Source organism: Nonomuraea endophytica, assembly GCF_014203235.1.
GTDB classification, from domain to species: domain Bacteria; phylum Actinomycetota; class Actinomycetes; order Streptosporangiales; family Streptosporangiaceae; genus Nonomuraea; species Nonomuraea endophytica.
In genome coordinates, this window is the sequence record NZ_JACHIN010000007.1 from 1 (window position 1) to 11,510 (window position 11,510).

The 11,510-nt window shown below is 71.5% G+C and carries 11 protein-coding genes; 2 read left to right on the top strand and 9 right to left on the bottom strand.

Annotated features, from left to right (window positions below; all coding sequences use genetic code 11):
- Positions 1-376 precede the first annotated feature (376 nt).
- Together HNR40_RS25105 and HNR40_RS25110 are read left to right on the top strand one after the other, a co-directional pair.
- Positions 377-1,408, top strand: coding sequence for an AI-2E family transporter (locus HNR40_RS25105; protein ID WP_312896501.1), 1,032 nt, complete (start codon positions 377-379; stop codon positions 1,406-1,408).
- Positions 1,409-1,440: 32 nt separating this feature from the next.
- Entirely contained in the window at positions 1,441-2,160 is a 720-nt protein-coding gene (locus HNR40_RS25110; protein ID WP_184965414.1) for a helix-turn-helix transcriptional regulator, read from the top strand.
- 4 nt (positions 2,161-2,164) lie between these two features.
- Here the strand turns inward: HNR40_RS25110 and HNR40_RS25115 are convergent, their stop codons facing one another.
- From HNR40_RS25115 to HNR40_RS25155, 9 genes are read right to left on the bottom strand one after another with little or no spacing between them, the layout of a single operon-like run.
- Positions 2,165-3,013: a hypothetical protein gene (locus HNR40_RS25115; protein WP_184965416.1), complete on the bottom strand. Its 849-nt coding sequence runs from the start codon at positions 3,011-3,013 to the stop codon at positions 2,165-2,167.
- A gap of 51 nt (positions 3,014-3,064) precedes the next feature.
- Positions 3,065-4,261, bottom strand: coding sequence for an ABC transporter permease (locus HNR40_RS25120; RefSeq protein ID WP_184965418.1), 1,197 nt, complete (start codon positions 4,259-4,261; stop codon positions 3,065-3,067).
- Positions 4,258-4,911, bottom strand: coding sequence for an ABC transporter ATP-binding protein (locus HNR40_RS25125; RefSeq protein ID WP_376773505.1), 654 nt, complete (start codon positions 4,909-4,911; stop codon positions 4,258-4,260). Before HNR40_RS25125 ends, HNR40_RS25120 begins: the two co-directional genes overlap by 4 nt.
- Positions 4,908-5,942 (bottom strand): peptidoglycan-binding protein, encoded by a 1,035-nt coding sequence (locus tag HNR40_RS25130; protein WP_221340815.1) that lies wholly within the window; start codon positions 5,940-5,942, stop codon positions 4,908-4,910. Before HNR40_RS25130 ends, HNR40_RS25125 begins: the two co-directional genes overlap by 4 nt.
- The gene (locus tag HNR40_RS25135; protein WP_184965422.1) at positions 5,939-6,457 is read right to left on the bottom strand and encodes a hypothetical protein; all 519 of its coding nucleotides are present in this window, start codon (positions 6,455-6,457) and stop codon (positions 5,939-5,941) included. The genes HNR40_RS25130 and HNR40_RS25135 overlap by 4 nt, the downstream gene beginning before the upstream one ends.
- A gap of 24 nt (positions 6,458-6,481) precedes the next feature.
- On the bottom strand, positions 6,482-7,900 hold the full coding sequence (locus HNR40_RS25140; protein WP_184965424.1) for a sensor histidine kinase: 1,419 nt from the start codon (positions 7,898-7,900) through the stop codon (positions 6,482-6,484).
- Positions 7,897-8,565 (bottom strand): response regulator transcription factor, encoded by a 669-nt coding sequence (locus HNR40_RS25145; protein WP_184965426.1) that lies wholly within the window; start codon positions 8,563-8,565, stop codon positions 7,897-7,899. Before HNR40_RS25145 ends, HNR40_RS25140 begins: the two co-directional genes overlap by 4 nt.
- A 43-nt stretch (positions 8,566-8,608) precedes the next feature.
- Positions 8,609-10,408 carry a vWA domain-containing protein gene (locus tag HNR40_RS25150; protein WP_184965428.1) on the bottom strand — a complete coding sequence of 600 codons (1,800 nt, stop codon included), beginning with the start codon at positions 10,406-10,408 and terminating at the stop codon, positions 8,609-8,611.
- Positions 10,405-11,466, bottom strand: coding sequence for an AAA family ATPase (locus HNR40_RS25155; RefSeq protein WP_184965430.1), 1,062 nt, complete (start codon positions 11,464-11,466; stop codon positions 10,405-10,407). Before HNR40_RS25155 ends, HNR40_RS25150 begins: the two co-directional genes overlap by 4 nt.
- Positions 11,467-11,510: the final 44 nt, after the last annotated feature.

An 11,510-nucleotide genomic window follows, 5' to 3' on the forward strand; every position in this document is an offset into this window, starting at 1 on the left:
AGCAAAAACTCATCATATTCCAGACGAGGTGTTGCATGAAATACTTCATGCACTGGCTTTTAACACACTGTTGAGTTCTCAAGAAACGGACGCGTTTTCCAGCGGCTCATTTCGTGTCTTAATTCTTTCAGCCGGTCCGCTTGGTGTCAAATTGACACTCGCGGGCTGACCTGCGGGAATTTCGACCACCCCGTCTCCGGGGCAACCCCTCTAACTTACTCCGACTTCCGGAGCTTGTCGAATCGGGGGTGTCCGTCCGGGTTCGGCGATCTTGGCCGTTCCCGTGGGACTGGTGAACTCTATGTACGTCTCCCGGAACCGTCAAATCAGCAAGATGTGCCGGTGTGGAGGGGATCGTGGGGGTAGTACCCCATGTGTGAGCGAGCGGTCGATACCCCGCGCGATCATCGTGCTGCTAGGCACCGCCTGCGCACTGATCGTGCTTTTCGGGCTGCGAGAGGTCGCCTCGATCGTCGGCCCCTTGGTGCTCGCCATGGTCCTTGTCATCGCCGTGTCTCCCGTGCGGGGATGGCTGGCAGGCAAGCGGGCGCCCGTCTGGGTCCAGGTGGCGGTGCCGTTCCTCATCGTGGTGTTCGTGGTGCTGGCCATGGTCGCGGTGCTGACGGTCTCGGTCACGCAGCTGGCCGGGCTGTTGCCCTCCTACTCCGGCCAGTTCCAGGGGCTGCTCAACCAGGCGCAGCGCTTCGCCGCCGAGTACGGGTTCGGGAACGAGCAGCTCAGCAAGGCGCTGCAGTCGTTCGATCCGGGCAAGTTGCTCGGTGCGGCCCAGGCGTTGCTGTCCAGCCTGGTCGGGGTGTTGTCGAGCCTGTTTCTGATCGTGGTGCTTCTGCTGGCGATGTCGCTGGACGCGCCCATCACGGCGAAGATCCTGGATTCGGTACGCGGCGAGCGCCCGGGCATCATCACCGCCCTGGACACCTTCGCCGGCAAGACCCGGCGCTACCTCATCGTCTCCACCGTCTTCGGGATCATCTGCGCCACCTGCGATGTCATCGCCCTGTATCTGCTGGGTGTCCCGCTGCCGCTGCTGTGGGGGGTTCTCGCGCTCATCACCACCTACATCCCGAACATCGGCTTCGTCCTCGGGCTCATCCCGCCGAGCATGCTCGCCCTCCTGGACGGCGGGCCCAAGCAGATGATCCTGGTCATCGCCGCCTACTGCGTGATCAACGTCGTCTTCCAGGGCCTGGTGCTGCCCAAGTACCTGGGCGACGCGGTGGGACTGTCCACCACGATGACGTTGCTGTCGCTGATCGTGTGGACGTTCGTGCTGGGCCCGCTCGGCGCGCTGCTGGCGATCCCGCTCAGCCTGCTGACGAAGGCGCTCCTGATCGACAGCGACCCGAGCGCGAAATGGGCGGGCGCCCTCATCTCGGGCAAGGCATAAACACCGGCGACGGAGGTGTTCTCCCTGACGCCATGTATGTAGAACGAGCGCCGCACGCCGAGCTGGCCGGCCGGATCTCCTGGCTGTGGGAACAGGTCGCGGAGTCCGACGGCTCCCAGCTCGTGGTGCCCGACGCCGCCGTCGACCTGATCTGGGGTCCCGGCGGTCTGCACGTGGCCGGTCCCGACACCGGCCCGATGCCGACGCCGATGCGCGCGGGCGACGTCTACGTGGGTGTCCGCTTTCATCCCGGGGCCACCGGCGCGCTGTTCGGCGTACCCCTGGAGGAGCTGCGCGACCAGCGTGTCCCCGTGAGCGCGCTCGGCGGGGTCATGCGTGATCTGGAGGCGCGGCTCGGCCCGAGCGGGCGTACCGGGGAGTCGCCCGAGGTGCGGGCGGCGGTGCGGCGGGCGATGGTCGGGGCGGTGACCGAGCGCTGGGGCGAGACGCCCGCGCCCGACGCGGCCGCGCCGGCGATGGCCACGGCTCTGCGGGCGGGACGGTCGGTCCGCGAGGTCGCCTGGGAGCTGGGGTTCAGCGAGCGCCAGCTGCACCGCAGAAGCCTGGCGAGCTTCGGCTACTCCCCCAAGGTTCTGCAGCGCATCGTCCGGTTCCAGCGGGCGCTCCGGATGGCCAGGGCGGGGCGGCCTCTGGCCGAGGTGGCGTTCGCGAGCGGCTACGCCGACCAGGCGCATCTGGCCAACGACGTCAAACGGCTGAGCGGCGTCACCATGGGGACGTTGCTCACCTGAGGCGTCAGATCCGGCCGTAGGCGCGCAGCGTCTTGAGCCGCTCGACCGTGATGTGACCACCCCACTCCGTCTGTACGGCAGGCGTCCACGACGTCCAGTTGAACCCCCACCCGCCATCCTTCTGCTGCGCGACCAGCGCGTCCAGGTGGCGCTCGATCACGTCGGGGGCGAACAGCGGCAGCCGCATCGGCTCGGGCGCGAAGTCCAGCGGGAAGTGCGCGGCACCGGGCGCGTCGGGGTCGAGCGCGACAGTGGCCAGGATGGCCTCCTTCAGCCGCGCGAACTCCGCCTCGGCGCGCTCCCGGTCGGGCGCGAGTTCGAGGAAGAGCACGACGGCCCGCGCCTCGTACGGGGTGGTCTCGTCCTTGATGGCGGCGATGGCCGACCAGCAGAAGTCGGTGGCCCGCACCAGCCACGGGTGCCGCACGCCGTGCTTGTGCAGGAGCCCGGCGATGGACGCGGTGGGCACGAGGTTGCCGGGCGGGTCGTCGTCGGTCTGCCACCAGGGCGCCCTGGGCGTGTCGCGCACGCTGGGCAGCACGAACGGCACGCCGCCGTCCGGCGTGCACACGCCGCCCAGGTACGCGCAGGCGCCGTTGACCATGGGGTCGTCGAAGGCGTCGAGCTCGTCGAGGATGTGGAAGGCGACCTCGACGGGCTCCGGCTGGCTGCCGGGGCCGCGCAGGTCGGGTTCGAGGGCGTTGCCGAAGCCGCCGTCGTGGTTCTGGTAGGCGCGCAGAACGTCCAGGACCCGTCGCCGGTCGCCGTCGCCGAACAACGCCTCGAACCGGAAGCGGTCGAGGAGCCGGGCGTTGAGCTGTATGTATGTCGCGGCGCTGGTCAGAATGTCCATGCCGCACACGCTATCGGGACGCCCGGCCAGAGCTCTTGAAGGAATCGGACGTCAGGTCGTGGCCAGCGCCTCCGTCGGCGACATGCGCGCGGCGCGCACGGCGGGGTAGAACCCGGCGAGCCCGCCGATGACCAGCGTGGCCAGGATGCCTCCGGCCATCGCCCAGACGGGCACGATCGACGGCCAACCCTGGAAGGTGGCGTACAGCGAGGTCACGCCGATGCCGAGCACGACGCCACCGACGCCGCCGATGGCGGACAGCAGCAGCGACTCGGCGAGGAACTGCAGCCTGATCTTCCCCCGGGTGGCGCCGAGCGAGCGGCGCAGCCCGATCTCGGCCCGGCGTTCGAGCACGGAGATGACCATGGTGTTGGCCACGCCGACGCCGCCGACGAGGAGGGCGACGCCGCCGAGGCCGAGCAGCAGGGCGTTCAGGGTGGCGTCGGTGGCCTGCTTGGCGGCCAGCACGTCCGAGGGCCTGGAGACCTCGACCTCGTCGGGGTGGGCGGGGTTGGCGGTGGCGGCGAGCACGTCGCGCACGGCGGTGACCGACTGTTCGTGGGAACGGGCGTAGACGGTCGTGGGGTAGCCGTCGAAGCCGAGGCGTTCCTCGGCGACCGGCCAGCCGACGAGGGCGGCGGTGTCCACCTCGGGGGCGAGCGGCGCCGGGCCGAGCACGCCGACCACGGTGAACCACTGCCCGCCGAGCCATACGCGCTGGTCGGGCCCGGCTTCGACGACGCCGAGCCGTTCGGCGGCCTTGGCGCCGAGGACGGTGGCCGGGTAGCGCTGGGTGGCCTCGTTCAGCCACGCGCCGCTGACCACCTGGGCGCCGACGTCGCCGATGAGGTCGAGCCTGGCGGCGGTGACCGACACGCTGCCGGTCTGCCCTTCGGGGATGTGCTCGTTGCGGTAGACGTGGGCGGTCGTGGTGCCGGTGGCGGTGACGGAGGTGACCGGCGGGATCTGCGCGATCATGCCTTCGGCCTCGGTGGGCAGGTGGGAGCTGTCGCCGAACATGGTCTGGCCGGGCGAGACCTTGAGCAGGTTGGTCCCGAGCGCGGCCAGTTGCCGGTTGAGGTCCTCCTGGCTGGAGGCGGAGATGCCGACGACGCCGAGCATGGCGGCGATGCCGATGGCGATGCCGAGCGCCGACAGGAAGACGCGCAGCGGCCGGGCGCGCAGCCCGGCGCCGCCGACCCGCACGACGTCGCGGGCGTGCATTCTGGCCGGGACGAGGGCGGTCATGCGATCACCTTGCCGTCGAGCATCTCGACCTGCCGGGGCAGGGAGGCGGCGATGTCGCGGTCGTGGGTGATGATCACGACGGTGGTCCCGGCGTCGTTGAGTTCGCGCAGCAGGTCCATGACGCCGGCGCCGGAGCGGGAGTCGAGGTTGCCGGTGGGCTCGTCGGCCAGCAGCAGCGACGGGCCGCCGACGACCGCGCGGGCGATCGCCACCCGCTGCTTCTCCCCGCCGGACAGCTGGTGGGGGCGGTGGTCGAGCCGGTGGCCGAGCCCGACCCGCTCAAGCGCGTCCGCGGCGCGGCGCCGCCGCTCGCGCAGGGCGGGGCCGGAGTAGAGCAGCCCGTCGGCGACGTTGTCGAGGGCGGGCACACCCGCGGCCAGGTGGAACTGCTGGAAGACGAAGCCGATCGTCTGGGCGCGCAGCGCCGACAGCGCCCGGTCGTTGAGCTGCGAGACGTCGTGCCCGGCGATGCGCACGGTGCCGCCGGACGGCCGGTCGAGGGTGCCGATCATGTTGAGCATGGTCGACTTGCCGGAGCCGGACGGGCCGACGATGCCGAGCAGCTCGCCCGCGCCGATGCCCAGGGTGACGCCGCGCAGCGCCTGGACCTCGCCGTAGTCCTTGCTGACCTCCTGCAGCTCGGCGATCACTTGGGCACCGCCACGGTGGTTCCCTCGTCCACACCGGAGACCTCGACCTTGCCGTCGGCGAACAGTCCGGCTTCCACCGCCGCGTAACGGGTCGAGGCGCCCTCGACGACCTGCACGCCGTAGCCGCCCTCGGCGAGGGCGAACAGCGCCCCCACCGGTACGGCCAGCACGTCCTTGCGCTGACCCGACACGACGGTGACCGTCACCGGCCCGGTGTCGAACCCCTTGACCCCGCTCACCGCGACCGTGACCTCGACGGTCGTGGTGGCCTCCTGGCCCTCGCCGGTCGTGGTGGCGGTCTTGCCGATGCTGGAGATCTTGCCCTGTACCTCGGTGCCGTCGGGCAGCTCGACGGTGGCCTTCATGCCCTTCTTGAGCAGGTGGCGGTCGGCCACGTCGAGGTCGACGAGCACCTCGCGGGTGGTGCCGGTGGAGGTCAGCACAGGACCGCCGGCCGCGGCGCCGCGCGCGGTCTTGAGCTTGTCGACGCGCAGCGGGCCGTCGGCCACGACGACGTCCTCGGGCTCGACCGTGCCGGTGACGGGGACGCCGATGTCGTCCTGCCAGTCCTCGACGGCCTCGCGGGTGGCCCAGGTGTACTCGCCATCCACGTCGAAGCCGTCGTAGCCGAGCTTGGCGAGGTTGCGCTCCAGCAGTTCGACGTCCATGCCCTCGACACCGTCCTGGAGCGTGCGGTAGAGCGGCATCGAGCCGTACAGGAGCGGGACCCGGTCGGCGTCCACGCTGTAGACGGACTTGCCGCGGGTGATGGTGTCCCCCTCCTTGGGCAGCCAGGTGATGGTGCCCTGGCCGCGGGCGCTGATGTCGGCGGTGGAGCCGTAGCCGAGCGAGCCGTTGACCGCCTTGGTCTCGGTCAGCGTCGTGCGGGTGACCTTGGCGGTGGCGGGGGCTGTGCGGGCGGCGACGGCCGTACCGGATCCGTCGCCGCCGAAGCCGATCGCGGCGGCGGCCACCGCGGCGGCGAGCAGGGCCGCGCCGCCCGTCCAGGCGACGGCGCGCAGGGCCCTCACTTGCGGCCCCCGAGCTGCGGGAACTTGGCCCGGCATGCCTCGACCGCCTTCTTGAACGCGGGGTCGTCGGCGTTGAGCGCCGGGCGCTTGCCGCCGAAGCCGCCGTTGGGGTCGGGGTCGGGCATGTCGACGCCGTTCTCGCGCATGCAGGCGGCGTAGCCGCGCAGCCGTTCCAGGTCCTCGGGCTTGAGGTCGGCGCGGTCGCGGAAGGGCCGGTACTGCTTGCACGCCTCGGCGGCCTTCTTGAACGCCTCCTGGTTGACGTCCTTGGCGTCGAGCTTCAGGCCGCCCATCTTGCCGTCGGGGTCGGGGTCGGGCATGTCGACGCCGTTGTCCCGCATGCACTGGGTGAACTTCCTGGCCTGTTCCTGCGGGTCGGCGGTCGTGGTGGACGAGGCGCTGGCGGACGCGCTGGGCTGGGCGTTGGCGACCGAGGCCACGCCCGCCGTGGTCGGTTGCGAGCCGCAGCCCGCTATCACGGCGAGGGCGCCTATGGCGATGAGGATTCGCGTCATGGGCCCGACTGTGGCCAGCCCGGATCAGAGCGGGCTGGGAGCCGCCTCGGAGGCAGGTAGGAATACGCGGAACCTGGCGCCCTCGCCCGGACCGGTGTCGAGCGTCACCCTGCCGCCGTGCGCGTGCACGATGGCCGCGACGATCGCCAGCCCCAGTCCCGCGCCGCCGTCCGAGCGCGAACGTCCCTGCCCGACCCGGTAGAGCCGGTCGAAGAGGTACGGCACGTGCCGCTCGTCGATCCCCTGCCCGGTGTCGGCCACTTCCAGCACGGCCATGCCGCCGGCGCGCCCGACGCGGACCGTCACCGAGGCGTCGGCGGGGGTGTGGGCCAGGGCGTTGCCGACGAGGTTGGCGGCCACCTGCCGCAGCCGCGCCTCGTCGCCGGCCAGCGAGACCGGGGCGAGCGCGTCGCCGAGCGCGGCCAGCCTGACCTGGCGTTCGGGCACTCTGGCGCGGGCGTCCCTGATGGTGTCGGCGGCGACCTCCAGCAGGTCGACGCGGCCGCGTTCGAGCGCGCGTTCCTCGTCGAGCTGGGCCAGCGTGAGCAGGTCGTTGACGAGCACGCCCATCCTGGTGGCCTCGTCCTCGATGCGGCGCATGGTCTCGTCGGCGTCGCCGCCGCCGCGCCGGTGCAGTTCGGCGAAGCCGCGTACGGACGTGAGGGGGGTGCGCAGCTCGTGGGAGGCGTCGGCGAGGAAGCGGCGCATGCGGGCCTCGGAGGCGGTTCTGGCGGCGATCTCGTGGGTGACGCGGTCGAGCATGACGTTCATGGCCAGGCCGAGGCGGCCCGGCTCGGTGTGCGGGTCGGGGTCGGGGACGCGGCGGGCGAAGTCGCCGCCGGAGATGTGGGCGGCGGTGTTCTCCATGCGGGTCAGGGGGCGCAGGCCGAGGCGTACCAGGACATCGGCTGCCATGCCGAGCAGGACCAGCACGGCGGCGCTGACGGCGACGGCGATGGCGATGAGCGAGGTGCGGGTCTGCTCCACGTCCTCCAGGGAGGTGCCGATGACGACCGTGTCGCCCATGGGCACGGCGGTCGCCACCACCCGCCAGGCGGGGCCCTCGCTGCCGGGCACGGTGTAGGGGCCGTCGTAGCGGAGCCGGTCGATCTCCGGGCCCGGGTCCTTCGTGGCGGGCAGGGTGGTCTTCAGCGTGCCGGAGCTGGTGTAGATCATGATGCGCGAGACCTGGGCGACCCGTTTGGTGAGCAGCCGTTCCAGGTTCACGTCCACGGCCGTGTAGCGGGCCGGCGGCCTGATCGGCAGCGGCTGCTGGATGCGGCTGCCGATGTTCGCGGAGGCCGCGACGAGCTGCTCGTCCACGCGGCGGACGAGCATGCCCTGGAGCAGCGCGATGCCGACGACGTTGGCGAGCACGAGGCCGAGCGTGGTCAGCGCCAGGATCGAGACGACCAGCCGGGTGCGCAGCGTCCAGCGTTTCATCGCGGGCTCCTGAGCGTGTAACCGACGCCGCGGACGGTCTGGATCAGGCCGGGGATCTTCTTGCGCAGGTAGTAGACGTAGGACTCGACGATGCTGGAGTCGCCGTCGAAGTCGTAGCGCCAGACGCTGTCGAGGATCTGGGCCTTGCTGACCACCCGTCCGGCGTTGGCCAGCAGGTACTCCAGCAGGTTGAACTCGGTGGGGGACAGCTCTACGCGGGCGCCGGCGCGGCGTACCTCGTGGGCGGCGGTGTCGAGCTCCAGGTCGGCGTAGCTGAGCAGCTCGGCGGGCGGGCCGCCGCCGCGGCTGCGGCGCAGGATGGCGCGGATGCGCAGCACGACCTCCTCCAGGCTGAACGGCTTCGCCACGTAGTCGTCGGCGCCCAGCGTGAGGCCCTGCACCCGGTCCTCGACGGTGTCGCGGGCGGTCAGGAACAGCACCGGGATGCGCTCGCCGAGCCGCCGCGCGACCTCGAAGCCGTCGAAGTCGCCCAGCATGACGTCGAGCACGACGATGTCCGGCTCGAAGTCGCGGGCGGCGCTGATCGCCTCCGCGCCGCTCTCGGCGGTCCTGACCTCGAAGGAGACCAGCCGGAGTGTCTGCGAGAGCAAGGCGCGGATGTTCGGCTCGTCGTCCACCACGAGCACCTTGGCCGGTCTGTCCATGCGCCTAGCATTACCTCGGCTACCTCAAAGCAGCATCAAAGCGTCACTTCATGGTGAAGACCGAGCCGCGGGCGCGGAAGGGCAGGTGGGCGCCCTGCGGGATGAGGAACGCGTGCTCGCGCCGGATCCGCAGCACGTCGCACTGGCCGTCGGTGATGAGCAGGATCGGGCCGTCGGCCGGGAAGTCGGGGGCCCGTTCCAGGAGGTTCACGCCGGGTTGCAGGATGGTGCCGCCCCGGCCGCGTACGCGTACCCGCTGGGCGATGTCCTCCACGGGCAGGTAACCGGCGTCGTAGGCGGCGGCGTCGCAGTAGACCACGCGGGCGCGGGGCACGTCCCTGGCGATGGCGTAGGAGGCGATGGCGCCCAGGGCCTTGCCGAGCGTCTTCACGTCCATCGAGCCTGAGGTGTCCAGGACGACGCCGAACGTCGCCTGCTGGACCAGTTCCTCGGGGCGTACCCACCCGGGGCGGGGGATGTCGGGCGTCGCGGACTGGCGGCGGGAGGCGCGCGCGTAGGAGCGGCGCTTGTCCACCGCCGGCACGTGCTCGTCGAACCAGCGCGCCAGCCGCGCGTCCCACGGCAGCGGCGGCTGGTCGAGCGCGCGGATCTCCTGCTCCAGGGCGGCGGGGACGAAGCCGCGCCCGCTGGTCTGGTGGTAGACCAGGCCCTGGGTCAGCGCGTTGCGGTAGTACTCGTCCAGGTCCACGTAGCCCTTGACGCCGCGCGGCGGCCGGTCGAGCACGTCGCCGAGCCCGCGCCCGCGCAGCGTGGCCAGCTTGCGCAGCCGCCGCAGGTCGGTGACGATCTGGTCATAGACGGCCTCGGCCGACTGTCCGGCGAGCGACGGGTCGTGCAGGAGCCCTTCCGGCATCTCCCCCACGCCCATCTCGACGAGCCAGCCGTTGATCACGTAGTCGCAGGCGATGTTCCAGACGTACGGCTCCCGCCCGCCCGTCCGCTCCCCGTGCCGCAGCGCGGCGTGCAGCATCTCGTGGGCCAGCACGAACCGCCACTCCTCGATGACCAGCCCGGCCAGCGGGTTGACGTAGATCTCCGCGGCCTCGGCGCTGACAGCGGCGACCGAGATGTCCCAGCCGCGGGCAAGATCGGCGTCGGCGACGACGGTCATCCCGGCGGCGAGCGCGCCGAGCAGCGGGTAGGAGGAGACGAACCAGCGCAGCGCGACGTCCCACGGGCCGTCGGGCCGCCGGTCCCCGGTGGTGCGCGGGGTCCCGGCCTTCTCCAGGGCGACGGTGGCGGTCCTGGCCACGCCGATGGCGAAGGAGCGTTCGTGGTCGAGGTGCTTGGCGAGGTCCTCGGCGCCGATGAGGAAGTCGGCCTGACCGAGCGGCGCGTACTCCGGGGGCAGCCCGATCCTGCGCCAGCGCTCGGAGAGCGTGACCTCGGGCTCGGCCGGCAGTTCGGCGGGCAGCGGCGTGGGGCAGCGGCCCAGCTTCAGCGTGCGCAGGAAACGCTCGACGTGCACGCAGCAGGCGGCCTGGTAGGCGACGTCGGGCAGGTTGGAGCGCTGCCAGGAGGCCACGACCTCGGCGCCGACGTCAGCGGGCGCGCAGTTGCGCGGGTCGGCGTGGCCGAAGCCCAGGTGGAGCAGGAGGTGGGCGAAGATCCATGCCCATTCCTCCGGCTCCGCCTTGCGGTGCGGGTGGTGGCGGACGTCGCCGTCGCCGGTGACGCTCGCCCAGGTCTCCTTGGACAGGTCGCCGTCGTCGGCCGGGTGCAGGTTGGCGTGGTAGACCTCGAACAGCGGGTGCCGGGTGACCATGGTCCAGCCCTGCTGCACCTTGAGCCGCCACGGGTCGAGCTTCTGCTTCTTCCTCATGAGCGGGCCGCCGAGAGCCGGGGCAGGTCGCGGCCGACCTCTACGAGGAACCACGTCGGCAGGGCGGGCGCGCCGTCGGCCTCGTTGGCGATGACGAGCTGCGCGCACTCCAGCGAGATCTCGGCCAGCTCGACCAGGAGCGTCTTGGCCCGGAAGGCGAGGTCGCGGCCCCGGCTGGAGGCGCCGCGCTTGTCGGCGGGCAGTTCCTTGACGAGGCGGGCGCGGAAGGTCTCCGACAGGAAGTAGAGCAGGTCGCGCTCCTCCGGCCGGCGCGGCCAGGGGGCCTCGCCCTTCAGGACGGCGTCGAGGTCGTAGGCGTGGCGGACGGTCTTGACGTAGGCGCGGAAGGCCGAGGCGTGGGTGGCGGTGAGGGTGCCGAAGGCGAGCATGGCGAGGATCTCGTCCTCGATGTCGTCGCCGTAGGAGGTGATGACGTCGGAGAGCATGTGCCAGGCGCGCGGCGAGGAGAACGCCTCCTCGGTCTTCGGCGGGGCGCTCCACAGGTGGTCGGGGCGCTGGACGAGGTAGTCGGCGATCCAGGGGTGGATGCCGGCGTCGGCCGCCCACTTGAGCCAGTCGTCGGCGCTGGCGCGCAGGTGCACGTGGACCAGCCGGTTGATCAGCGCCGAGGCCATGGGCCTGGCCAGCGCGTTGTCGGTGGCGCGGTTGCCGGCGCCGATCACGACCGAGCCCGCGGGCAGCTCGTAGGTGCCGATCCTGCGGTCGAGGATCAGCGAGTAGAAGGCCTTCTGCACTTCGGGCGATGAGGCGTTGAGCTCGTCGAGGAACAGGCAGTAGGGCTCGTCCCTGGCGATCGACTCCGGCGGGGCGAAGCGGCTGCGGCCACCCACGAGCTCGGGGACGCCGATGAGGTCCTCGGGGGCGAGCTGGGTGCCGAGCAGCGTCACACACTCCAGGCCGAGGGAGGCGGCGAACTCGCGGACGAGCGAGCTCTTGCCGATCCCCGGGGCGCCCCAGAGGAAGACGGGGCGCACCACGGCGACATGCAGCAGCAGCTCGGGGAGCTGCGCCGGGGTGACCGTGACGTTTGCCTGCATGCCCACAAGAGTGGCGAAACGGGCATGGGCCGCGCACCCGGTTT

Excerpts from the sequence above, each read along its gene's own strand:
- HNR40_RS25115 (WP_184965416.1), bottom strand. The coding sequence starts at position 3,013 with ATGGACATTCTGACCAGCGCCGCGACATACATACAGCTCAACGCCCGG.
- HNR40_RS25145 (WP_184965426.1), bottom strand. The coding sequence starts at position 8,565 with ATGGACAGACCGGCCAAGGTGCTCGTGGTGGACGACGAGCCGAACATC.
- HNR40_RS25150 (WP_184965428.1), bottom strand. The coding sequence starts at position 10,408 with ATGAGGAAGAAGCAGAAGCTCGACCCGTGGCGGCTCAAGGTGCAGCAG.
- HNR40_RS25135 (WP_184965422.1), bottom strand. The coding sequence starts at position 6,457 with ATGACGCGAATCCTCATCGCCATAGGCGCCCTCGCCGTGATAGCGGGC.
- HNR40_RS25155 (WP_184965430.1), bottom strand. The coding sequence starts at position 11,466 with ATGCAGGCAAACGTCACGGTCACCCCGGCGCAGCTCCCCGAGCTGCTG.
- HNR40_RS25110 (WP_184965414.1), top strand. The coding sequence starts at position 1,441 with ATGTATGTAGAACGAGCGCCGCACGCCGAGCTGGCCGGCCGGATCTCC.
- HNR40_RS25140 (WP_184965424.1), bottom strand. The coding sequence starts at position 7,900 with ATGAAACGCTGGACGCTGCGCACCCGGCTGGTCGTCTCGATCCTGGCG.
- HNR40_RS25120 (WP_184965418.1), bottom strand. The coding sequence starts at position 4,261 with ATGACCGCCCTCGTCCCGGCCAGAATGCACGCCCGCGACGTCGTGCGG.